25 protein-coding genes are annotated in these 22,293 nt (G+C 47.7%); 24 read left to right on the top strand and 1 reads right to left on the bottom strand.

The genetic code is table 11. The annotated features are described in order from the left end of the window. Positions 1-8 precede the first annotated feature (8 nt). The 11 genes from rnmV (at position 9) to MHB71_RS24980 (ending at position 8,484) form a co-directional block, all read left to right on the top strand. Positions 9-554: a ribonuclease M5 gene (rnmV, locus tag MHB71_RS25030; protein ID WP_036668473.1), complete on the top strand. Its 546-nt coding sequence runs from the start codon at positions 9-11 to the stop codon at positions 552-554. Positions 555-558: 4 nt separating this feature from the next. Continuing rightward, positions 559-1,461, top strand: a complete 903-nt coding sequence (rsmA, locus tag MHB71_RS25025; protein WP_100528122.1) for a 16S rRNA (adenine(1518)-N(6)/adenine(1519)-N(6))-dimethyltransferase RsmA — start codon at positions 559-561, stop codon at positions 1,459-1,461. Positions 1,462-1,520: 59 nt separating this feature from the next. After that, entirely contained in the window at positions 1,521-2,417 is an 897-nt protein-coding gene (gene yabG / locus MHB71_RS25020) for a sporulation peptidase YabG (protein ID WP_017691377.1), read from the top strand. A gap of 153 nt (positions 2,418-2,570) precedes the next feature. Continuing rightward, positions 2,571-2,846, top strand: a complete 276-nt coding sequence (locus MHB71_RS25015; RefSeq protein WP_017691376.1) for a Veg family protein — start codon at positions 2,571-2,573, stop codon at positions 2,844-2,846. A 257-nt stretch (positions 2,847-3,103) separates the two neighbouring features. Further along, positions 3,104-3,280 (top strand): small, acid-soluble spore protein, alpha/beta type, encoded by a 177-nt coding sequence (locus MHB71_RS25010; protein ID WP_017691375.1) that lies wholly within the window; start codon positions 3,104-3,106, stop codon positions 3,278-3,280. 149 nt (positions 3,281-3,429) lie between these two features. After that, complete coding sequence (gene ispE / locus MHB71_RS25005) at positions 3,430-4,284, top strand: 4-(cytidine 5'-diphospho)-2-C-methyl-D-erythritol kinase (RefSeq protein ID WP_036668482.1); 855 nt, start codon at positions 3,430-3,432, stop codon at positions 4,282-4,284. Between the two features lie 97 nt (positions 4,285-4,381). Further along, positions 4,382-5,209, top strand: a complete 828-nt coding sequence (gene purR / locus MHB71_RS25000; RefSeq protein ID WP_017691373.1) for a pur operon repressor — start codon at positions 4,382-4,384, stop codon at positions 5,207-5,209. Positions 5,210-5,397: 188 nt separating this feature from the next. Further along, positions 5,398-5,682 (top strand): septation regulator SpoVG, encoded by a 285-nt coding sequence (spoVG, locus tag MHB71_RS24995; RefSeq protein WP_017691372.1) that lies wholly within the window; start codon positions 5,398-5,400, stop codon positions 5,680-5,682. Positions 5,683-5,765: 83 nt separating this feature from the next. Continuing rightward, positions 5,766-5,960, top strand: a complete 195-nt coding sequence (locus MHB71_RS24990) for a hypothetical protein (RefSeq protein ID WP_124118801.1) — start codon at positions 5,766-5,768, stop codon at positions 5,958-5,960. A gap of 68 nt (positions 5,961-6,028) precedes the next feature. Further along, positions 6,029-7,429 carry a bifunctional UDP-N-acetylglucosamine diphosphorylase/glucosamine-1-phosphate N-acetyltransferase GlmU gene (gene glmU, locus MHB71_RS24985; protein WP_036606127.1) on the top strand — a complete coding sequence of 467 codons (1,401 nt, stop codon included), beginning with the start codon at positions 6,029-6,031 and terminating at the stop codon, positions 7,427-7,429. A gap of 101 nt (positions 7,430-7,530) precedes the next feature. After that, positions 7,531-8,484 carry a ribose-phosphate diphosphokinase gene (locus MHB71_RS24980; protein ID WP_017691370.1) on the top strand — a complete coding sequence of 318 codons (954 nt, stop codon included), beginning with the start codon at positions 7,531-7,533 and terminating at the stop codon, positions 8,482-8,484. A gap of 105 nt (positions 8,485-8,589) precedes the next feature. Here the strand turns inward: MHB71_RS24980 and MHB71_RS24975 are convergent, their stop codons facing one another. Continuing rightward, positions 8,590-8,790, bottom strand: a complete 201-nt coding sequence (locus MHB71_RS24975) for a hypothetical protein (protein ID WP_024633712.1) — start codon at positions 8,788-8,790, stop codon at positions 8,590-8,592. 139 nt (positions 8,791-8,929) lie between these two features. Here MHB71_RS24975 and pth point away from each other — a divergent pair, with 139 nt between their 5' ends. From pth to MHB71_RS24910, 13 genes are all read left to right on the top strand, one after another. Continuing rightward, positions 8,930-9,490: an aminoacyl-tRNA hydrolase gene (gene pth / locus MHB71_RS24970; RefSeq protein ID WP_036606126.1), complete on the top strand. Its 561-nt coding sequence runs from the start codon at positions 8,930-8,932 to the stop codon at positions 9,488-9,490. A gap of 97 nt (positions 9,491-9,587) precedes the next feature. Further along, a complete protein-coding gene (locus MHB71_RS24965) occupies positions 9,588-9,818 on the top strand; it encodes an anti-sigma-F factor Fin family protein (RefSeq protein ID WP_017691368.1) in 231 nt (76 codons plus the stop codon). A gap of 272 nt (positions 9,819-10,090) precedes the next feature. After that, positions 10,091-13,618 carry a transcription-repair coupling factor gene (gene mfd / locus MHB71_RS24960; RefSeq protein ID WP_036668468.1) on the top strand — a complete coding sequence of 1,176 codons (3,528 nt, stop codon included), beginning with the start codon at positions 10,091-10,093 and terminating at the stop codon, positions 13,616-13,618. After that, positions 13,602-14,750, top strand: a complete 1,149-nt coding sequence (locus MHB71_RS24955) for a peptidylprolyl isomerase (RefSeq protein ID WP_340027958.1) — start codon at positions 13,602-13,604, stop codon at positions 14,748-14,750. Before mfd ends, MHB71_RS24955 begins: the two co-directional genes overlap by 17 nt. A gap of 331 nt (positions 14,751-15,081) precedes the next feature. Next, positions 15,082-15,624, top strand: coding sequence for a stage V sporulation protein T (gene spoVT, locus MHB71_RS24950; RefSeq protein WP_036606123.1), 543 nt, complete (start codon positions 15,082-15,084; stop codon positions 15,622-15,624). A gap of 165 nt (positions 15,625-15,789) precedes the next feature. After that, a complete protein-coding gene (locus tag MHB71_RS24945) occupies positions 15,790-17,547 on the top strand; it encodes a polysaccharide biosynthesis protein (RefSeq protein WP_340027957.1) in 1,758 nt (585 codons plus the stop codon). Positions 17,548-17,696: 149 nt separating this feature from the next. After that, entirely contained in the window at positions 17,697-19,190 is a 1,494-nt protein-coding gene (gene mazG / locus MHB71_RS24940) for a nucleoside triphosphate pyrophosphohydrolase (RefSeq protein ID WP_340027956.1), read from the top strand. A 309-nt stretch (positions 19,191-19,499) separates the two neighbouring features. Continuing rightward, positions 19,500-19,772 carry an HU family DNA-binding protein gene (locus tag MHB71_RS24935; protein ID WP_017691362.1) on the top strand — a complete coding sequence of 91 codons (273 nt, stop codon included), beginning with the start codon at positions 19,500-19,502 and terminating at the stop codon, positions 19,770-19,772. Next, complete coding sequence (locus tag MHB71_RS24930) at positions 19,772-20,050, top strand: RNA-binding S4 domain-containing protein (RefSeq protein WP_036606120.1); 279 nt, start codon at positions 19,772-19,774, stop codon at positions 20,048-20,050. Before MHB71_RS24935 ends, MHB71_RS24930 begins: the two co-directional genes overlap by 1 nt. A 173-nt stretch (positions 20,051-20,223) precedes the next feature. Next, positions 20,224-20,508 carry a sporulation protein YabP gene (gene yabP / locus MHB71_RS24925; protein ID WP_036606119.1) on the top strand — a complete coding sequence of 95 codons (285 nt, stop codon included), beginning with the start codon at positions 20,224-20,226 and terminating at the stop codon, positions 20,506-20,508. Beyond that, positions 20,505-21,074, top strand: coding sequence for a spore cortex biosynthesis protein YabQ (gene yabQ / locus MHB71_RS24920; RefSeq protein ID WP_017691359.1), 570 nt, complete (start codon positions 20,505-20,507; stop codon positions 21,072-21,074). Before yabP ends, yabQ begins: the two co-directional genes overlap by 4 nt. 11 nt (positions 21,075-21,085) lie before the next feature. Then, positions 21,086-21,421 carry a septum formation initiator family protein gene (locus MHB71_RS24915; protein ID WP_340027955.1) on the top strand — a complete coding sequence of 112 codons (336 nt, stop codon included), beginning with the start codon at positions 21,086-21,088 and terminating at the stop codon, positions 21,419-21,421. 198 nt (positions 21,422-21,619) lie between these two features. Next, positions 21,620-22,150: a S1 domain-containing RNA-binding protein gene (locus MHB71_RS24910; protein ID WP_017691357.1), complete on the top strand. Its 531-nt coding sequence runs from the start codon at positions 21,620-21,622 to the stop codon at positions 22,148-22,150. The last annotated feature ends 143 nt before the right edge of the window (positions 22,151-22,293 follow it).

The following is a 22,293-nucleotide window of genomic DNA, read 5'->3' as shown; positions in this document are numbered from 1 at the left end:
AATGGAACATGATAAAAGAAATCATTGTGGTGGAAGGCCGTGACGATACGGTAGCTATCCGTCGGGCCGTGGAAGCCGATACCATAGAAACAGGTGGATCAGCAATCAACCAACGCATTCTGAAGCGGATTGCGCTTGCTCAGGAGAGACGGGGAGTCATTGTACTGACAGATCCGGATCATGCTGGCGAACGCATTCGAAAAATTATTGCGAACAAGGTGCCAGGCTGCAAACATGCCTTCATTCCGGAAGCCGATGCAACGCGCAAAGGGGACATTGGGGTGGAGAATGCCTCACCAGAGGCGATCCGTCATGCTCTGGCGCGCGTACATACTTCATACGAAGGTGCTCCGAGCCTGATCGATTGGGAGGACCTGATCGCGGCAGGACTTATTGTGCATCCGCAGGCTGCTGCACGTCGCATGGAGATGGGCAATCTGCTGGGCATCGGTTATTGTAACGGTAAGCAGTTCCACAAACGCCTCAGTGTATTTCAGATTACACGGGAAGAGTTCTCTACAGCATTAGCGCAAATTGAACGTGAAGGATTGTGAGCATATGAAGAACATGGAAGAGACGATTGAAATTGCAACGCCCAAGCGTACGAAAGAGATTATTCAAAGACACGGATTCTCATTTAAGAAAAGTCTGGGTCAGAACTTTCTGATCGATCAAAATATACTGAACAAAATTGTTAATGCAGCCGATCTGGACGAGTCCAAGGGCGCACTGGAGATCGGGCCGGGTATTGGAGCCCTCACGGAGCGACTGGCTCGGGTAGCCGGTCCCGTCACAGCCGTAGAGATTGACCAGCGCTTAATCCCAATCCTGGGAGAAGTGATGCAGCCTTATTCGAATGTACGTGTTCATCATGGGGATGTGCTGAAGCTTGATCTGGCTGAGTTGTTTAATACGGATTTTGCATCCGTGGACAAAGTCAGTGTTGTGGCTAACCTGCCTTATTATGTAACGACTCCAATCATGATGAAACTGCTGGAAGAGAAACTGCCGGTAGACAGCATTGTTGTCATGATCCAAAAAGAAGTGGCTGAACGCATGGCTGCTGCACCTGGATCAAAAGACTACGGTAGTCTAAGCATCGCAGTTCAGTACTACAGTATGCCGGAACTTGTGTGTATTGTGCCTCCTACGGTCTTCATTCCGCAACCTAATGTGGAATCAGCTGTCATTAAGCTGAAAGTGCGTGAGCAACCACCAGTGGAGATTCCGGATGAAGCACACTACTTCGAAGTGGTACAGGCTTCTTTTGCCCAGCGGAGAAAAACAATCTCAAACAATTTGAAGGCACGTTTCTTCACAAAGGAGAACCGGGAACAGGCAGACATTCTGCTGGAGCAGGCAGGTATTCAACCTTCCCGACGTGGAGAGACGTTGAGTCTGCAAGAGTATGCCACACTCAGCACCGTAATGTGGGAAGCAGGGGTACGTGCAGCGCTGTAAAATTTGAATGAACCAAACCGGGTCTTTGCCCATACGATGGGGTAGAGGTGATTACGTTGATGAATATCGGAGACTTGGTCGTTCGGAAGTCATACGGCGGCGATGTGACTTTTCGGGTGGAAGGCCTCCAGTTGGATGCTGCGGTCATTAAAGGGACTGAGTTCCGGCTGATTGCCGATTCCCCGGTGGACGATTTGATACAGGTTCCCTACGAACCACAAAGCGCCAAGACCAGACAGGCGCATATTAAAGCACATCAGACCCTGTCCCGTCTGCAGCAGAATCGTATGGAACAGGCTGAGCGGAATCGTGAAGGTCTGGTACAGGATTGGTCTGCCCAGCAGGAACCGGCTTATTTTGAAATGCCTGGAAAGGTGCTTCATCTGGATGGAGATCCGAACTATTTGAAAAAAAGTATGGATCTCTATGAGCAACTTCGTGTACCCGCAGAGGGACAGTATGTCCATGAATCGGCAATGGCAGATACCTTATACCGCTTATTACCCAAAGTACGTCCGGATATCGTAGTTATTACGGGTCATGATGGGGTGTTAAAGACACGTCAGCCCTATGACTTATATAGTCTTGGTAGCTACAAGAACTCGCAAAATTTTGTATCGGCCATTCAGGTGGCCAGACAATATGAACGCCATCTGGACGCCCTCACTATTGTTGCAGGGGCCTGTCAGTCCCATTTTGAGGCACTGTTGCGCGCTGGAGCGAACTTTGCCAGTTCCCCAGGCAGAATTCTCATTCATGCACTTGATCCGGTCTATGTGGCAGCCAAGGCCTCCTTTACTTCTGTGCGCGATACGGTCAACATGAGTGATGTTCTGCACAATACCATCAGTGGTAGCCAGGGTGTGGGTGGTGTCGAGACACGGGGGAGTTACCGGGTAGGTCTGCCTGGGCTGAATGATTTATCTACGCTAAAAGTGAACCCGTCGGCAGTCTGATGTAGGCCATTTAAAGTCCCAATTTGGGGCTTTTTTTGTTTGCAAAAAAATTCATTGACAACAACTTTTTGATGCTGATATAATAATTAGTTTTGATTTGACAATGACTGTAAAATCCGGTATAATGGACAAGAAAAGAGGTGGTCGTCGACAATGGCTAAAAACACGCTGTTGGATATCAAACGCAATCTCGATGCACATATTGGTCAGAAAATTATGTTGCGGGCTAATGGTGGCCGCCGTAAGACCATTGAGCGTACGGGTGTATTGGAAGAAACGTACCCTTCTGTTTTTATTGTTAAGCTTGATGAGGAGCAAGAAACCTTCAAGCGAGTATCTTATAGTTATGCGGATATACTTACGGAATCGGTGGAAGTCATGGTTTATGACCCGGGCAGCCAGACGCATAGCTCCTATATGGAGACGTAAGTATCGATTTACAGGCGATTCGCCCCACAAGGCGGATCGCTTTTTTGTTTTCTTTAAACATCAATTCACCCTCTATCGTAACCCATACATACTCAGGAATGAGCGAGGAACGGTCACGGCATACTATATGGACAGGTGAAGGGACAGTTTCTTAAGCAATGCAGGAAACTGAATATAGCTTGGTGACAAAATGTCCAAAACGTGAACGAACAACGAACTCATCACATTATGAAGGATACTTTGGAGGAGGATGGTTCATGAGTCGCAGAAGAAGAAGTGTCATGTCAGAGGATCTGAAGAATGAGCTCGCGAAAGATCTGGGCTTCTATGATACGGTGCAACAGGAAGGCTGGGGCGGAATTAAAGCCAAGGATGCAGGAAACATGGTAAAACGTGCAATTCAACTTGCTGAACAGGCTGCGCGCAAATCTTAATCCGTTTCAAGCAGACTGAAAAGCGGGGAAATCCGTCAGGAACAACCCCGCTTTTTCCCCTTAGATGCGGAATACAAATGACTTGACAGCCCCATTTTGATATAATATGTTAAGTTGTCTTAGGGAAAAGGTGAGGACGGGTGAACGCCTTGAAAATTTACGAAAAAGCGCCTGCTAAAATTAATTTGATGCTGGACGTTTTACATAAAAGAAGCGATGGATTCCATGAAGTTGAAATGATCATGACCATGGTCGATCTAGCTGATCGGCTGGAAATGTCGGAGCTGCCGCGAGATACTATTTTCATCTCCAGTCAGGCAGGTTATATCCCGCTCGACGAGAAGAATCTGGCTTTCCAGGCAGCCAGACTCATTAAGGAGCGCTATAACGTGCGTACGGGCGTCCATATTCATCTGGATAAAAAGATTCCAGTTGCAGCTGGTCTTGCCGGCGGCAGCAGTGATGCAGCAGCAACGCTGCGTGGATTGAACCGTCTGTGGCGGTTGAATATACCGGATCACGAACTGCAGGAGCTTGGAGCTGAACTCGGGTCGGATGTTCCATTCTGTATCACAGGAGGGACTGCACTCGCTACAGGCCGTGGTGAGAAGTTAACTCCCATTCCTAATCCGCCGCAATGCTGGGTAATTCTGGCCAAGCCTCCGATTAATGTGTCTACAGCCGATGTGTACGGAAGGTTCCGCAGTGACAAGATTGTTCGTCATCCGAGTGCAACTAAAATGGAGCAGGCTATACGCAATCAATCATTTACGGAAGTCTGTGACCAGATGGGCAATGTGCTTGAAGATGTGACGTTGAAGCTGTATCCGGAAGTTCAGCATCTGAAGGATGCCATGATTCGATTGGGTGCAGACGGCGTGTTAATGTCTGGTAGCGGTCCAACGGTATTTGGCCTGGTTTCCAAAGAATCCAAGGTTGCCCGGATATACAATGGTCTGCGTGGGTTCTGTAAAGAAGTGTACGCTGTACGTATGTTAACGTAAAATTCGCTTTTATAATGTACAAACACGTATAAAGGTGTTATATTCTTAAATAATTATTCGGATTTGGATGTTTCCGTGATCGTGAGGATGGATCTCTGTGAAGAAGTTAAAACGAAGCGCAAGGCTGGTTGAAATGACGCAATACTTATTGTCCAGACCGCATACGGTTATTCCGTTGACCACATTTGCCGAACGTTATGGTGCCGCAAAGTCTTCAATTAGTGAAGATTTGGCGATTATCAAAGAAGTGTTCGAAGAAGGTGGGTCAGGAGAACTGCATACACTGGCTGGAGCAGCCGGGGGAGTAAGATGGATTCCGAAGGTATCCCGAGAACTGGCACTGGCATTTGCGGAGCGGCTCTCGACCCAGCTCGCGCAACCTGATCGGATCTTGCCTGGAGAATACCTGTATATGTCCGACTTGCTTGGTCAGCCCGCATTGATGAATGAAGCCGGCAAGATTTTTGCAACGGCCTTTGGCAATATGAATATTGATGTGGTTATGACGGTAGAAACCAAAGGAATTCCATTGGCTTATGCAACCGGTGCCCAGCTCAACCTGCCTGTCGTGCTCGTACGCAGGGACCATCAGGCTACAGAAGGATCGGCCGTAAGTATCAATTATGTATCCGGGTCCCATAAAAGTCTGCATACCATGTCCCTCTCTCGTAGAGCGATGCGTGAGCATTCCAGAGTACTTATTGTGGATGACTTCATGAAGGCCGGGGGTACGGTGCAAGGAATGATCGATCTTTTGGCCGAGTTTAATGCTACAGTAGCCGGGGTAGGGGTACTGGTGGAATCTGGTTCTGTAGATTCAGAAGAACGCTTGTTAACAGATTATGTATCTCTGGCGAAACTGACAGCGGTTGATGCCAAGAGCAGACAGATTTCCGTCAAGCCTGGCAACTATTTTGACCTGTAGAAAGATGACGAATGTTATGTCGTTAAAAGGTCTTTTCCATCGACCTGGCACTAACGTTGTCGAATTGTGTATTAAATAAAAAAATTCCTGAAATTAGGAAATTTTTGTGGTTATAAAAAGAAGGAGTTCGTATATGCTGTGTGGAATTATACACCAAGTTCTGATGGAAAAAGGTGGTGAACACACACATGCAAATTACGGATGTCAGACTCCGCCGTGTTAACTCGGAGGGGAGAATGAAGGCTATCGCATCCATTACCATCGATAACGAATTCGTCGTTCATGACATTCGTGTCATTGATGGTAACAACGGAATGTTTGTTGCTATGCCGAGCAAACGTACTCCTGATGGAGAGTTCCGTGATATCGCCCACCCGATCTCTTCCGGTACGCGTGAGAAGATTCAGGCAGCAGTTTTGACTGAATACGATCGTGCGGCAACTGAGGAAGAAGTCATTGAAGAAGGTGCCTGAGAACATTATTGGGGTTCGAAGGAAAAGAGAGCCATGTCTTATGGCTCTCTTTTCTTTTTGACCGGAATAAGATATATTCAGTATTGAGTTTATTAGCAGAGAACAAAAAGCGCATCGTGCGCTTGGTGGCAGGGCGGCATCTTAGGAATCATTGGGATTCGGTTAAGCTCGCAGGTACACGGCGTATACATATAGGTCACGATTCGTTGGTGTCCGCGTTGTTACGTGTGATTACAGAGACAGCAGGCGATGAACAGGACCGGCTTGAAGCCGGCTGAACGATACTCATTGGATATAGATCAGCAATGCATTTCAATGGGATTTTCAGAACAGGAGGTCGTTAATTTTGAAACGAATGGCAATCGTTCTTGCCGCAGGGCAAGGAAAACGAATGAAATCAAAATTGTACAAAGTACTGCATCCCGTATGCGGTAAACCTATGGTTGGACATGTGCTGGATGCAGCACTCAGCGCAGGCGTTGAACGCAGTGTGGTTGTAGTCGGTCATGGTGCCGAAGCGGTGCAGTCATTTTTGGGTTCCAGAGCGGAGTATGCACTTCAGGCGGAACAACTGGGTACAGGTCATGCAGTGAAGCAGGTTAAATCCTTGCTTGGCGGCGAAACAGGCTCTACGATTGTGGTCTGCGGAGATACACCACTTGTGACCAGTGAGACGTTGGAAGGTCTGATGAAGCTGCATGAGAGCAGCGGAGCAGCAGCCACAGTTCTTACGGCTCAGTTGGACAATCCCAAAGGTTATGGCCGCGTCATTCGCGGAGAAGATGGATCTGTACAACGGATTGTGGAACAAAAGGATTGCACAGAGCAGGAAGATGCTGTGAATGAGATTAACACAGGCACATACTGTTTCGATAATGCAAAATTGTTCGCTGCCTTGGAAAAAGTGACGAATCAGAACGCTCAGGGAGAGTATTATCTCACAGACGTAGTTGGCATTTTCCGCAATGATGGAGAAGTGGTTGAAGCTTACATGTCGGATGACATCGCAGAATCCATCGGGGTTAACGACCGACTTGCACTTTCGCAAGCCGAAGCCTTCATGCGTGAACGTCTTGCCGTACGCCATATGTTGAACGGTGTGACAATCATTGATCCGTCATCGACATATATCGGAGCGGATGTTACGATTGGATCAGATACAGTTTTGTATCCGGGGACAATCCTCAAAGGCACAACTTCCATTGGTGAAGCATGTCATATTGGTCCTCAGGCAGATGTGGAAGACAGCGTTATTCAGGACGGAGTTACGATTAAACATTCGGTAGTATCCAATGCCGAGGTTGGTTCTGATGCAACGGTAGGTCCATTTGCTAATTTGCGTCCAGGGACTAAACTGGGTCGCAACGTAAAAATTGGTGACTTTGTTGAAGTGAAAAATGCTACAATTGATGAAGGATCCAAAGTATCTCATCTCAGCTATATTGGGGATGCCAAAGTAGGGAAAAACGTAAATGTTGGATGCGGGGCAATAACTGTCAATTATGATGGTTATAATAAAGCTGTGACAACGATTGAAGATGATGCTTTTGTAGGCAGCAACGTCAATCTGATTGCACCAATTACGGTAGGAAAAGGCGCTTATGTGGTTGCTGGCTCTACCGTTACCCATTCCGTTCCCGAGAATGATCTGGCCATTGCTCGTCCACGTCAGGAGAATAAACCTGGTTATGCGGAGAAGATTCGCGGACGTGCCAAAGCCAAGAAACAAAATGCCAAACCCCAATAAGGGGTTTTGATAACAAGATTGCCTCCCGAAGATCGGGGAGGTGCCGACATGTCGCAGACGCTTATTGATTCCAATGAACCAGCACGGAGGGTTTTTATTTTATGACTTATTTTGATTCGAAATTAAAAATATTTACTTGCAATTCTAACCCCAAGCTTGCCCATCAAATTGCTGATTATATCGGGATCCCCATGGGTGAATCTCACACAACCAGCTTTAGTGATGGCGAGATTCAAGTGAAACTCTCCGAGAGTGTTCGGGGTTGTCACGTTTATATCGTGCAGTCCACTTGCTTGCCGGTTAATGATAACCTGATGGAAATGCTCGTTATGATTGATGCACTCAAACGGGCATCTGCCAAGACGATTAACGTCGTTATTCCTTACTATGGCTATGCAAGACAGGATCGCAAGGCACGTTCACGTGACCCGATTACAGCGAAACTGGTTGCTAACCTGATTGAAAAAGCGGGTGCAACCCGTGTCATCGCGATGGACTTGCATGCAATGCAGATCCAGGGATTCTTCGACATTCCAGTCGACCATTTGCTTGGCGTGCCAATTCTGGCTCAATATTTCCGGTCGAAACAGATCGAAAATCCGGTTGTTGTGTCGCCTGACCATGGTGGCGTAGTGCGCGCACGTAAACTGGCTGATTTCCTGAATGCACCCCTGGCGATTATCGATAAACGTCGTCCTGAGCCAAATGTGAGCGAAGTGATGAACATTATCGGTAACATCGAGGGTAAAACAGCTATCCTGATCGATGACATTATTGACACGGCGGGAACGATTGTACTGGGGGCGAATGCTCTGATGGAAGGCGGCGTAAAAGAAGTATACGCGTGCTGTACTCACCCGGTATTGTCCGGACCTGCGATGGAACGTTTGGAGAATGCACCATTGAAGGAAGTCATCGTGACGGATACCATTCCAATTACGCATGCTAATCCGACAAGCAAACTCAAAGTGTTGTCTGTAGCGCCTTTGCTCGGAGAAGCGATTATCCGGGTTCATGAGGAATTGTCAATCAGCAAGCTGTTTGAAATTGAATAAGGATGTCTGCATAAAGTAGTAGAGGGGTTACGTTTTCCGGTTCAATGGAAAATGTAACCCCTGTCGGCGTGCCGTTTTATTAAAAGTGAAACAGACGCTGGTCAGCTAATACCCCGGGCGGGAGATAAATCGGAAACGACGCCGATGAAAAAGCGTGTCGGCAATTTCGACGAATTGATTATCGAAACGTGTGATTAGACCAATCTCAATATGGGTGTCGCGGTCGTATACCTGTACAGGTACGTGATATTCGAGATGATAGATAAAATCGCTATGTTGAGTCAGTTGTCCATTGTCTTCGCGCAAAACCCGCTCACCTTCCTGGGTCGATAAAATATTAACTGTGAACACTACAGTAAATCGATCTTTACTTTCTTGATATTATATGAAATATAAGATTCGAAGTCTATGCCTCACCTCAGGCTAATCCGAAGGAGGGAACAAGATGAAGTGGATTGTCGGACTTGGAAATCCAGGCTCGAACTATGCCAAAACCCGTCATAATATCGGTTTTATGGCACTGGATCGGTTGGCTGATCGTCATAATATCTCCATTACACAGAATAAATGTAAAGCGCTGATTGGAGAAGGCAATATTGGCGGTGTGAAAACCGTACTGATCAAACCAATGACCTATATGAACTTGTCTGGTGAATCGGTTCGAGCATATATGGATTTTTATAAAGTTAGTCTTGAAGATCTGATTGTTGTGTACGACGACATGGATACAGAGATTGGCAAAGTCAGATTGCGTTACCAAGGTAGTGCAGGCGGACATAATGGAATCAAGTCCATTATTCAGCATACCGGTACACAGCAGTTTAACCGGGTGCGCATGGGAATATCCCGGCCTGAACCAGGACATGCCATTGTTGATTATGTACTGTCGACATTTATGAAGAAAGAAAAGGAAGCCCTTGATCAGACCATTGAGCAAACATGTGATGCCCTGGAGCATAGCTTGACTCATACGTTTGAACAAACAATGGCGAAGTTTAACGGTTAATTTTGTAAGACATACTGGTAAAATGATCATAAAGACGGGTTCGATTCAGCCATACTGGACATACTGGATGTATAAACCATGTTCAGGAGGCATAAACATGTCAGTGAATTACGTATGTAGGCATTGCCGTACCTTTATTGGACGAATCGATTCTGCCCGGATAACGGAAGTAGAGCTCGGCTTTCATTTCTTGACCCCCGACGAGCGGAGGGATATAATAGCGTATAATTCCGGTGGTGACATTACCGTTCGGATTACATGTGATTACTGTAAGGAAGCCCTGGAGCACAATCCGGAGCTTAGCCTGCTCGCGAGTCCGCTTCAGTAGACATCGCCTGTACAGGATCGAATGACAGTTGAGGGCGGTTGCGTAATAACGCTCCACCTTTTATAGCCTTGGCAGCCTGCTGAGGCTTCTTTTCAGTTGGCATGAAAGTCATGGCTATCTCGAAATCAGGCTCAGCCGCATCAACAGATGTGGCAATGTTGCGAGTAATCCGATATGATGAAACAGGACAAAAAGGAATTTGTATCCATTTTAATAGTGATGCTACGCGTATGCGTGAGATAATCAAGTAAGTTATAAGAGAGGTGCCCCTTTTGTTACAAGCACTTATACAGGCTTTTTCCAAAGATCCGGACTTCGGATCCATTACAGCCGGAATCAAGTCCGGCATGAAGGAACAATTGGTTTCGGGTTTATCCGGCTCGGCGCGTCAGATTATGCTGGCTGCCTTGCATCAGGAAATGAACCGACCATTGCTCGTAGTAACACATAATATGTTTTCAGCTCAAAAAATTGCAGAAGATTTACAGGAAGCGCTTTCACCTGATCAGGTGTTGATCTATCCTGCCAACGAACTTGTCGCTGCGGAAGCTGCTGTTTCCAGCCCGGAAACATTGGGTCAGCGTATTGATGTGTTGGTCCGTTGCGCCCAGGGATTCAGGGGCGTTGTTGTTATTCCTTTTTCGGGGGTAAGACGTTATGTTCCGCTTCCGGAAGTGATGGCCAATGCTCGAATTTTGATCAAACAGGGTAACACACTTCAACTGGACTCCTTCCTGCTGGAGATGGTAAAGCTCGGATACGAGCGTGTGGAACGCGTGGAATCTCGTGGTGAGATGAGTGTACGCGGAGGTATCATCGACTTCTATCCGGTTACTTCATCGATCGCATATCGGGTGGAGTTATTTGATGATGAGATCGACTCCATTCGGACATTTGATCCAGCAGATCAGCGTTCGATTGAACGGATTGAAGAAATTACGGTTTTACCATGCAAGGAGTTAATTGCAGATCGTGAACGTATGGAAAAGGCTGCCGATGCGGCTGCTCTTTTGCTGGAGCAACAGCTGGAGAAAATGACGGACCGGCAGGCGAAGCTGCGTCTTCGTGAGGAAATTCACCGGGAGATCGAGCTTTTGCGGGAACACGTGTATTTCTCCGAAATGTATAAATATATTTCTCCGCTCTATCCGGAGAACAAAACGATCTACGACTATATGCCGGAAGATACCCTGCTGGTTCTTGATGAGCCTGCCAGACTATCGGAGACATCGAAACAGCTGGACCGTGATGAATCAGAGTGGAACCTACATTTGATGCAAAACGGAAAAACACTTCCGGATCTTCCATTATCCGCAGACGGTGATGAACTCTTGTATGAGCGTCCATTCCAGACGCTGTTTATGTCGATCTTTTTGCGCCAAGTTCCACACACTCAACCACAAAACATTCTGAACTTCATCAGTCGTGGTATGCAGGATTTCCATGGACAGATGAACGTACTGAAGGCAGAGATGGAGCGTTGGCAGAAGGCCGGAGTCAAAGTGCTCATGCTGGCGAACGGTGAGGAGCGACTCGAGCGGATGCGCCGGGTACTGATGGACTATGATATTCTAGAGCCAGAGATGATGATCGGTAATTTGCAAACGGGATTTGAAATGCCGTCCATTCATTTGGCTGTTGTGACCGAGGGCGAGATGTTCTCGCAAAAACAGCGTAAAGTACGCAAACCGATTCGGAATGTGGATAATGCTGAACGGATCAAATCCTATAGCGAGCTAAAAGTGGGCGATTATGTCGTTCATCAGAACCACGGGATTGGTAAGTACCTGGGGATCGGCACCCTCGAGGTTGGCGGTATTCATAAGGACTACATGCATATTCTCTATGCGGGTGGAGACAAACTGTCTGTACCTATTGAGCAGATCGATCTGATTCAAAAATATGTTGGATCCGAAGAGAAAGAACCGAAAATATACAAGCTGGGCGGCAATGAGTGGACACGGGTTAAAAATAAAGTCCGCACATCTGTACAGGATATTGCTGATGATCTGATTAAGCTGTATGCAGAGCGTCAGACCTCCAAAGGGTTTGGGTTCGACAAGGATTCTGCGGAGCAGCAGGAGTTTGAGGACATGTTCCCTTACGATGAGACACGTGATCAGGTGCGTGCGATCGAAGAAATCAAAAAGGACATGGAACAAAACCGTCCAATGGATCGTTTATTGTGTGGGGATGTTGGCTACGGCAAAACCGAGGTGGCTATTCGGGCTGCATTTAAAGCAGCTATTGAAGGCAAACAGGTGGCTGTACTCGTGCCAACAACCATTTTGGCACAGCAGCATTTTGAGACGTTCCGTGAGCGCTTCTCCGGTTATCCGTTCAACATTCATGTGCTTAGCCGGTTCCGTTCCCGTAAAGAGCAGAATGAAACAGCCAAAGGCATCAAGGCAGGCACAGTGGATATTGTCATCGGGACGCATCGATTGCTGTCGCAGGATCTGGTGTTCAAGGACCTGGGACTGCTCATTGTTGATGAAGAACAGCGCTTCGGTGTAACCCATAAGGAAAAACTGAAGAAGCTGAAAACCAATGTGGATGTGCTGACACTGACGGCAACGCCGATTCCGCGGACGCTTCATATGTCCATGCTGGGTGTGCGTGATCTGTCCGTTATTGAGACTCCACCAGAGAATCGTTTCCCGGTGCAGACCTATGTGGTTGAACACAGCCAGGCGCTTGTGCGTGAAGCCATTGAGCGTGAGCTTGCCCGTGGTGGGCAAGTGTATTACCTCTACAACCGTGTTCAGGGAATCCAGGAGATGGCAGCCGAAATTTCTGAACTTGTGCCTGAAGCCAAAGTTGGTGTAGGACATGGTCAGATGTCGGAAACAGAGCTGGAGAAAACGATTCTGGACTTCCTGGATGGTGAATATGACGTGCTTGTGAGCACAAGTATCATCGAGACCGGGGTAGATATTCCGAACGTAAATACACTGATCGTACATGATGCGGATAAAATGGGACTCTCCCAGCTGTATCAACTGCGCGGACGTGTAGGTCGTTCCAACCGTATTGCGTATGCCTATTTTACGTACCAACGGGATAAAGTGCTTACTGAAGTTGCTGAGAAACGTCTGCAATCAATCAAAGAATTTACCGAACTGGGTTCAGGATTCAAAATCGCCATGCGTGACTTGTCGATTCGTGGTGCGGGAAATCTGCTAGGAGCGGAGCAGCATGGTTTCATCGCTTCCGTCGGGTTTGATCTGTATTCCCAGATGCTTGCGGAGGAGATCAACAAACGCAAAGTTACGATGCTTGGCGAGGAGCCGGTACCTTCAGATCAGTGGAATACAACGCTGGATCTCAGTATCGATGCCTACTTGCCGTCCGATTATATCTATGACAGTATTCAGAAGATTGAGATCTACAAAAAAGTGGCGGTCATTGCATCTTTCGACGATGCGATGGAATTGGAAGACGAATTGGTTGACCGATTCGGTGATCTTCCGGAAGCCGTCATTAACTTGCTGGCTGTTGCGCGGATGAAAGTATACGGCAAAATCTACGGTATTGAGTCCATTTCCCAACGTGGTGAGGACATTACCGTGAAGTTCTATGAAGGGCGTGAACATGCCTTTGAACTCTCGAAAATCGCGCACATTGGAAATCAGTTCGAAAGACGTGTACAATTTGAACAAGGACCCCATATGCTGATTCACGCTAAAGGCAAGGGGCTTGGGGATAAGCAACTGATGGAGCTGGTAGAGAAAATTCTGGAGTCCATGAAAACTGCTTTTAAATCAAAGGGGGAACTAAAGGATGTTACCAAAGTATAAAAAAGTAGGAAAAGTACTGTCTGTGAGCATGGTTGCAGTACTATCCTTATCACTGCTTGCTGCATGTGGCAAGAAGGAAGAAGCAAAAACACCTGAATCCACGGATACAAGTGCTGTAGTCGCTACGTATGATGGTGGTACTATTACAGCCAATGAATTCGACATGGAGCAACGTGTCATGAAATTCCTCTATCCGGAGTATGCACAAATGATGGATATGGACGATTTCAAAGAGTATCTGGTAAAACAGGAAGTTGCTTATGAATATCTGAGTGGCAAAGCAAGTGAAGAAGCCAAAACAGCAGGTACAAAAGCGGCAACTGAGCAATTCGATAAAATGAAAGCTTCTGTTCAGGCAGATCAATGGACAGAAATGCTCAAAGCTCAGAAACTGACTGACGACAACATTAAAGACTACATGACTCGGATCATGACAGTAATCAAAGATAAAGAAACAGGCGTTACGGACGATGCAATCAAGGCTGAGTTTGAGAAAAACAAAGATCAGTTCACAACGGCTTCCGTTCGTCACGTGCTGATTAACTTCACAGATCCAAAAACGCAAAAAGAGCGTAAAAAAGAAGATGCACTTAAAATTGCAAAAGAAGTAAAAACCAAGTTGGATGGCGGAGCTGATTTTGCTGAAATTGCAAAAAAATATTCTGAAGATCCAGGTTCTGCTGAAAAGGGTGGACTGTATGAAAATACACCTGTAGGTAGCTGGGTAGAAGCATTCAAGGAAGCTGCAAAAACGTTGCCACTGAACAAAATCAGTGATCCAGTAGAGACAGAGTACGGTTACCACGTCATGAAAGTGGAAGCTCGTACAGAAGCTGACTTTGCCAAACTGACGGCTGAACAAAAAGAAAGTCTGAAGAGCCAATTGGCTGCAGCCGAAATCGATACGTTCATGCAAAATGAATTGGACAAAATCGTAAAAGAAGTTAAACTGCCAAAAACAGAAAAAGCTGAAGAAGGTACAACTGAAGGTACTACAGGTACAGGAACTGAAGGAGAGAAAACAACCGAACCAAAAACGGATGACTCCACAGGTACGGATACCAAGACTGACCAAGGTACGACTGGAACAGACAAAGATGCAACTACGGATGAAGGTACAAGCAGCAAGTAAGCTGGTAAAATTGCTGTGTTAGCATACGTTCAGGGGTTAAATTCGCCCGAATGAATGCCTTATACTGCGTAAATATGGACAACCATACAGAGAAGCAAGGGGAGGACTTAGGACCTCCTTCTTGCTTCTTCTTTTATATATTCAAGTCATATGGGTACATGGTCGCCTTCTTCGAAAGTTACACAACTATATTCTCCGAAGCATGTATAAGGAAATGGGAACAGATGAATACTATGGTCAAGATATCACACTAAACGTTCTGGGACTTTCCTCTACCCATTAAGGAACAGTAGTTGAAAAATCTTCTCGAGAAAGTGGGGCAACATGTGAAATGAAAGCTACTGGTATTGTCCGCCGTATAGATGACCTTGGTCGTGTGGTCATTCCAAAAGAAATCCGCCGTACGTTACGTATTCGTGAAGGTGATCCACTGGAAATTTTCGTGGATCGTGATGGAGAAGTTATCCTTAAAAAATATTCGCCAATTGGCGAACTTGGTGATTTTGCCAAAGAATATGCAGAATCCCTGTATGAGAGTACAGGACATGTAACGATGATTTCTGACCGGGATACCATTATCACGGTGGCAGGCGGCTCCAAGAAAGAATATTTGGACAAGCAGGTGGGTCAACTGTTGGAAGGTTGTATGGAAAACAGGAAGACCATTCTGGAAACAAACAATGGTTCTTATGAACTTAGCAAAGATCATGACGAGACGTTATCCTCTTTTGTTATTGCGCCGATTATTTCAGGTGGTGACCCCATCGGAACGGTTATTCTGTTCAATAAGGACGAATCAGTTAAGATGTCTCAGATGGAAGTGAAGATGTCTGAGACGGCTGCTGGTTTCCTTGGCAAGCAAATGGAACAATAGATAGCAGATCAACTCCTGGTGCCCTGTCTTGGGCATACGGGAGTTTTTGCATTTCAAGTGACAACGAAGATAATCCGGATGATTGTGATGGGGAGGGTTAGTCTGTGTGCCTTCAGGCAGTTATAATAGCAAGGTATGCTTAAAAGGATTACGCAGGAGGGACTTATGAAACAGCCATCTACAGGCTCAAGGCTGCTACAGGGTGCATTTATACTTGGTCTTGCCGCCATTATCTCCAAAATCATTGGTGCTTTTCAGAAGATTCCGCTGCAGAATCTGGGAGGAGACGGTGTATTTGGCATTTATAATACGGTGTATCCGTTATATATGCTCATTATCACGCTTGCTGCTGCAGGACTGCCGCTGGCCGTATCCAAATTCGTAGCAGAACAGAACGCACTCGGAAGACCAGACGAGAGCAGAAGAATTATTCGACTATCTTCCCTACTGCTCGGGGGAATTGGAATTATAATGGCGCTCTTGATGTATGCAGGTGCGCCGCTGATCGCTGACATGATTGGCAACCGTCATGTGGTTCCATCAATTCGTGCTGCTTCATGGGCGTTGTTGTTCGTACCGGTGATGACAGGGCTGCGTGGATATTTTCAGGGATTACAGCAGATGGTTCCAACAGCGGTATCACAAGTGGTGGAGCAGACGATACGTGTCACCGTCATGATTGTTCTGCTTCTGTGGTTGATGAGACGGGACGCTTCGCTTGAGACTATTGCCGCTGGTGCAATGATGGGCTCCGTTGCTGGTGGAATGGTTGGGCTGTTAACCATGTTAGGGTACATGGTGCGTCATCGGCGGAAAGACAGGGAAGTGGTCACAGGGCAATTGGATTCGGAATGGAGCAGTAATAGCGGAGAGGTTGGATCAGAACGTCAGGAGCATCAAGAGCATCAAGAGCATAGACCGGTTACGCCACAGAGGAAAATGGTGAGTGCTGTTAGCCCCGCTCTGGCAGAACGATCACGATCCAATGGGGAGTGGATCAAGGCGCTACTCATGTATGCCATTCCCGTCTGTCTCGGGTCGCTGGCCGTACCGCTGATGAATCTGGTGGATACCTTCACCGTGCCCCGATTGCTGCGAGGAGAAGGACTGGATGAGCTTCAGTCGATGGTTTCCTTCGGCATCTATAACCGTGGATTGCCGCTGGTTCAACTGGTGACGATGCTGGCCACGTCACTGTCTGTGCTCTTTATTCCGGCGATGGCGGAAGCCCGGTTAAAGGGCGGGCCAGAAGCCGTGCGGGAGCAAGCAGGCCTCGCGCTGCGCTGGTTCTGGTTGATCGGCCTGGCGGCATCCGCGGGTCTCGCGGTGCTGGCGGAGCCGATTAACCGCATGCTGTACGGAGATGCCGCAGGCACCGAAGCACTGCGGTACATGGCGCTGACGGCTGCGGGCAGCACCGTCAGCATTATTGCGGCGGCGCTGCTGCAAGGCCTCGGCGCCGTGCGCGCACCCGCGTTCAGCATGCTGGCCGCCGCAGGCGTCAAGGCGCTGCTGAACGTCATGCTTGTGCCGGCGCTGGGCATCAGCGGCGCGGCTCTGGCAGGCGCAGTCGCCTACATGCTGGCGGCTGGCCTGAATGTGGCGCTGCTGGCGCGACTTGTCGCCCTGCGCCCTGCCCCTGGCGCCGTCCTGGCGAAGCCGGCGCTGGTGATCGCCGCCATGAGTCTGGCGGCGTTAGGCACGGCCTGGGCCGCCGAAGCCGTGCTCGGCGGCATGGGTGTCACGGCCGACCGCAGGCTGGCCGCGATGGGCGTGAGCCTGCTGGGCATTGCCGCAGGCTCGGCCGTGTTCTTGCTGGCGGCGGCCCGGACAGGGCTACTGACCGCCGCGGAGCTGGCGGCTGTGCCCAAGTTGGGGCCTCGCCTTGCCAAGCTGCTGGGCAAACTGCGTGTGCTGCGCTAGCTTCATGCTCACGGTGCTTCTACACCCAGCACAGCGAATATGCAATTATAGGATATCGAATGATTCTGGTATAATACGTGTAATTAGTCCTGTTCAGGCATGATGAATCAGTGAGCCTGGACAGGATAGTCCGGATGGAGGTTTACGTAATGAGTGCAGCTTTAACCGTAGTGGGTCTTGGATCTGGAGATGCAGACCAACTGACCGTAGGTATTATCAAAAAAATGAAACATGCAGCTACGCTGTATGTACGTACCCTGGATCATCCCGTTTTGAATGATCTGAAGCAAGAGGGACTGGTAATGACCTCATTTGATGCCATCTATGAGGCGAAGTCCTCCTTCCCCGAGGTGTATGATGAGATCGCGAACCAACTGATAGAGGCTGCTCGTAAGGGTGAGGCCGGAACCGAAGTTGTGTATGCCGTTCCGGGTCATCCCATGGTGGCAGAAGCAAGTGTGCGCCTACTCAAAGAGCGTTGTCCGCAGATGGGTATTTCACTGCGTGTGATGGGCGGGGAGAGCTTCCTAGATGAAGCTTTTATACGACTTGGATTCGATCCAATCGAAGGTTTTCAACTTCTGGATGCCAGCAGCCTGAACACGGAACTGGTACAACCACAGCTACATACGTTGATCGGACAAGTCTACGATGTGTTCACTGCTTCCGATGTGAAGCTATGCCTGATGGAGGTTTACCCGGATGATTATCCGGTATTTGTGGGTCATGCGTTGGGTGTGGAGGGTCAGGAGGTCATTCACAAGATTCCATTGCACGAACTGGACCGGATCGAAGGGTACGGCAATCTGTCACTGATCTATGTACCGAAGAACACCGATGATGCCTTGCGTCGCAGATCCTTTGCGCGTTTGCATGAGATCGTCAATATTCTTCGTAGTCCGGGTGGCTGTCCATGGGATCAGGAGCAGACGCATCAATCCATTCGCAAAAACCTGATTGAAGAGACCTATGAGGTCATTGAGACGATCGATGAGGATGACCCCGACCATATGAAAGAAGAACTGGGTGATCTGCTGCTGCAGATTTTATTGCACTCCCAGATGGAAGAAGAAGTGGGTACATTTAATGTGTATGATGTCATCGAAGGTTTGAATGATAAGCTGATCTTCCGCCATCCACATGTTTTTGGCGATAATCAGGCAGAAGATGCGAATGAAGCTCTTCAGAACTGGGAACAGATGAAGGCAGAGGAGAAGAAGCGCAAAGGCCAGGATCAGCAGAAGGTTTCCGTGCTGGATGGTATACCGCGTGACTTGCCTGCATTGATGAAGGGATACAAGTTGCAGAAGAAAGCAGCCAAAGTAGGCTTTGACTGGGATGATGTTGAAGGTGTATTTGCCAAGATCGAGGAAGAACTGGCGGAGTTGAAAGAAGCGGTGCAACAAGGCCAGTCTGCGGAAGAACGGAAGCTTGAACTGGGTGACTTGTTATTCGCAGCCGCAAACGTTGCAAGATTCATCGATACGGACCCGGAAGAGGCGCTTGCTGCGACCAACCGCAAGTTCATCGGGCGGTTCCAGTACATCGAAGAGCGTCTTCGCGAACAGGGAAGAACACCAGCAGATAGCAATGTAGAAGAGATGGAGCAATTCTGGCAGGATGCGAAGAAGGCAGGATTATAACAGGTTCAATTTTCTGGGAAAAGCCAGATAACCTTATTCCATTCATGCTATGCAGTGTGTTATGATAATACGAACATGTGTTCATCTGTGTAAACTGGGGTTGGTGTTTAGCGACGGATGGTTTCGGGTACTGGTCTTAGACTGTTGCCTGCGGACCATCGACAAAAAGCTAAAAAAAGTCGCGGACTAAGGCAGGATTTCAGATGCCAAGCCAGAATACATGTGTAGTGACCTAACGCGAATCAGCGGCAATCGATGTATTGTCAGGAATCGCAGATACTTTTTTTTCAATTTGGGAGGCTTTTAAAAATGAACAAAACAGATCTGATTAACAACATTTCAACCAAAAGTGGTTTGACTAAAAAAGACGTTGAGTCCGTATTGAACGGCTTTTTGGGAGAAATTACAGATGCACTTGCCAGCGGAGACAAAGTACAATTGATCGGCTTTGGCACTTTTGAGACCCGCAAACGTTCCGGTCGTACCGGACGTAACCCACAAACAGGGAATGAAATCGTGATTCCTGAGTCCACTGTTCCTGCATTCAAAGCAGGCAACAAACTTAAAGAAGCCGTAAAATAATGCGTCTTGATAAATTCCTGAAGGTCTCCCGGCTAATCAAACGCCGCACTGTGGCCAAGGACGTCTCTGAACAGGGACGTGTTCTGGTGAACGGACGTGAAGCTAAGCCCAGCGCCGCTGTCAAAGTGGGCGATGAGCTGACGGTTCAGTTCGGTCAGAAACTGGTCACTGTGAAGGTGGAACGAATTGCCGAGAGTACCAAGAAGGATGAGGCGAGCAGCCTCTACACCTTGGTGAAGGAAGAGCCGATCGCCAAGGATAACGGGATGAACTGGTAACAGTACATCTGGTATTAAATATTCATTCAATGTAAGTTGAATCGAAACGTCCTCCTGTAACAGGGAAGGGCGTTTTTGTTTTTACTGGAATGTCGGGTTATTTGTTCAACAACGCTGGTTCTATTCCAACCTCCACACCCATAAGCTAGGTGTAAGAAGGAGGGGTACATGCCATGGTTGAGCACGGTAAGGCCAAACAGCATCATCTGAGCATGCAGAATCGGAAACTGCTGGATCTGACGGGTGTCTCCAACGTGGAGAGCTTCGACAGTGAGGAATTTTTGCTGCAGACTGAACTTGGGCATCTGACCATCCGGGGGCACAATTTACATATCAAAAACCTGAGCCTGGAGGAAGGTCTGTTATCCATTGAAGGCACAGTCAGTTCGCTCCAATATCTGGACCCCGGTTCCCAGTCCAAAAATGGTAAAGGCCTGTTTGGCAAGATGTTCCGATGAGTCCGGATACTCAATGGATCACATTGATGTGGATGCTTACCTCGGGGGTCGTGATGGGAATGGCCTACGACAGTTACCGGGTACTGTCCGGACAGCTGCGGTTTCCGAGATGGAGTATACACACGCTCGATCTGTTGTACTGGGTTGCTTCCGCGCTGTTCGTTTTTCGGATGCTATACGCCGGAAACCACGGACAGTTGCGGTTTTATGTCTTTTTGGGGCTGATTATAGGGGTTTGCTTCTATTTTTGGCTTTTAAGTGTTACAACCCAGCGTTTTGTGGTAATGTTAATTAAACTCGCAAGAACGCTGATTCATTGGTGTGGACATATCCTTAACATCCTGATCGTTATGCCGGCTAAAGGAATTTATAAGTTAATTCGCGTATTATTTGGTTTTGTAATTGCGATACTATTATTCCTGGGCAGGCTGGTGCTACAGTGTTTGGTACCTTTCGGCAAGTTGTTCCGCTGGATGTTTAGGCCGCTCCTGAAACATTGGGTAACGCCACGCTTCATGATCCGTGTGGGTACAAGAATTGCAGCGATGTGGAAACGCTGGTTTTAAGGAGGTCCGTAATGGGTAAAACACCTGTGGGCAGATCAAAGGCTCCAACTAACCAAGGAAAATCTGCCGGTGCAAAAAGGCGCCTCATGCTTTGGATGACGTTTATGGTTGTATTTGTAATATGGGCAGGATATACATTCCTTGTGCAGACTGCACAAATTTCGGACAAGAGTTCTCATCTGGCCACTCAGCAAGCTTCAAAGGAAGATACGTTGAAGAAGCTGGAACAGTTGAAGTACGAAGTCAGCCGGTTGAATGACCCTGAATACATAGGACAGCTGGCACGGAAAAAAGGATATTATCTTCCTGAGGAAACGCCGATCCAGGTTGAAGAGTCAGGGAACTGATGGAATTCGGTCTATTACCGAGCTAGGTTTGTTATCCGTGTGTCTGAAGCCGTTAAACCGGAAAAAATAGGCTCTCTGATGGGGTAGTGTTCAGTTGACCTTGGTTTACGGCATAAGGTATAATTACATTAGCGCAGCATTGATTTTGGCATTCAAAAAATCGGGTTGTATATTTTTAAGGGAGGATCATTTTATTCTATGGCAATTGAAGTGGGCACCAAGTTAGAGGGCAAGGTGACAGGAATCACGCATTTTGGAGCATTTGTGGATCTGTCAGGAGGTGTCACGGGTCTCGTTCACATCTCGGAAATCGCCGACAATTATGTCAAAGATGTCAACGACCACCTGAAGCTGAATGACCTCGTTACAGTGAAGGTTATCAACGTTGACAAGGATGGCAAGATCGGACTTTCCATTAAGCAAGCTGTTGACAAACCGGTTGAGCAACAAACCCAATCTAGACCCCCGAGAGCTCCTAGACCGGAACGCAGTGGAGGAGATCGCGAACGATTCAGCGGCGGAGGCCCAAGTGGTGGCCAAGGTCGTGGTGGTGGCGGCGGTGGATTTAACCGTGGTGACCGCGGAGGCCGTTCTTTCAAGCCCGCAGCAGGCAAACCTTCATTTGAGGATAAAATGTCACGCTTCCTGAAAGATAGTGAAGAGCGGATCTCTTCGCTTAAGAAGAACACAGAAGGCAAACGCGGAGGCCGTGGAGCCAAGCGTGTGTAATCTGTCACAACCTGATCTAAACATATAAGTAAAACCGTTAGCCCATGGGCTAACGGTTTTTTGCGTTTCTTTCACAGATAAGTAGTTGAATAGCTTTTTTTGTAAGGTGAAGCTCCATATCCCCAGTTTTTCTGCACGGCAAA

The organism is Paenibacillus sp. FSL H7-0940 (assembly GCF_037979415.1).
Classification (GTDB): Bacteria; Bacillota; Bacilli; order Paenibacillales; family Paenibacillaceae; genus Paenibacillus; species Paenibacillus amylolyticus.
This window is presented reverse-complemented; position numbering and strand designations above follow the sequence as displayed.

Bases quoted from the DNA above. Each gene is read 5' to 3' on its own strand.
- rnmV (WP_036668473.1), top strand. From the start codon at position 9: ATGATAAAAGAAATCATTGTGGTGGAAGGCCGTGACGATACGGTAGCT.
- yabQ (WP_017691359.1), top strand. From the start codon at position 20,505: ATGAGTCCGGATACTCAATGGATCACATTGATGTGGATGCTTACCTCG.
- MHB71_RS24965 (WP_017691368.1), top strand. From the start codon at position 9,588: ATGTCAGTGAATTACGTATGTAGGCATTGCCGTACCTTTATTGGACGA.
- MHB71_RS24930 (WP_036606120.1), top strand. From the start codon at position 19,772: ATGCGTCTTGATAAATTCCTGAAGGTCTCCCGGCTAATCAAACGCCGC.
- yabG (WP_017691377.1), top strand. From the start codon at position 1,521: ATGAATATCGGAGACTTGGTCGTTCGGAAGTCATACGGCGGCGATGTG.
- MHB71_RS24955 (WP_340027958.1), top strand. From the start codon at position 13,602: ATGTTACCAAAGTATAAAAAAGTAGGAAAAGTACTGTCTGTGAGCATG.
- MHB71_RS24910 (WP_017691357.1), top strand. From the start codon at position 21,620: ATGGCAATTGAAGTGGGCACCAAGTTAGAGGGCAAGGTGACAGGAATC.
- MHB71_RS25010 (WP_017691375.1), top strand. From the start codon at position 3,104: ATGAGTCGCAGAAGAAGAAGTGTCATGTCAGAGGATCTGAAGAATGAG.
- mazG (WP_340027956.1), top strand. From the start codon at position 17,697: ATGAGTGCAGCTTTAACCGTAGTGGGTCTTGGATCTGGAGATGCAGAC.
- MHB71_RS25015 (WP_017691376.1), top strand. From the start codon at position 2,571: ATGGCTAAAAACACGCTGTTGGATATCAAACGCAATCTCGATGCACAT.
- yabP (WP_036606119.1), top strand. From the start codon at position 20,224: ATGGTTGAGCACGGTAAGGCCAAACAGCATCATCTGAGCATGCAGAAT.
- spoVG (WP_017691372.1), top strand. From the start codon at position 5,398: ATGCAAATTACGGATGTCAGACTCCGCCGTGTTAACTCGGAGGGGAGA.
- MHB71_RS24945 (WP_340027957.1), top strand. From the start codon at position 15,790: ATGAAACAGCCATCTACAGGCTCAAGGCTGCTACAGGGTGCATTTATA.
- rsmA (WP_100528122.1), top strand. From the start codon at position 559: ATGAAGAACATGGAAGAGACGATTGAAATTGCAACGCCCAAGCGTACG.
- MHB71_RS24980 (WP_017691370.1), top strand. From the start codon at position 7,531: ATGACTTATTTTGATTCGAAATTAAAAATATTTACTTGCAATTCTAAC.
- MHB71_RS24935 (WP_017691362.1), top strand. From the start codon at position 19,500: ATGAACAAAACAGATCTGATTAACAACATTTCAACCAAAAGTGGTTTG.
- MHB71_RS24915 (WP_340027955.1), top strand. From the start codon at position 21,086: ATGGGTAAAACACCTGTGGGCAGATCAAAGGCTCCAACTAACCAAGGA.
- pth (WP_036606126.1), top strand. From the start codon at position 8,930: ATGAAGTGGATTGTCGGACTTGGAAATCCAGGCTCGAACTATGCCAAA.
- spoVT (WP_036606123.1), top strand. From the start codon at position 15,082: ATGAAAGCTACTGGTATTGTCCGCCGTATAGATGACCTTGGTCGTGTG.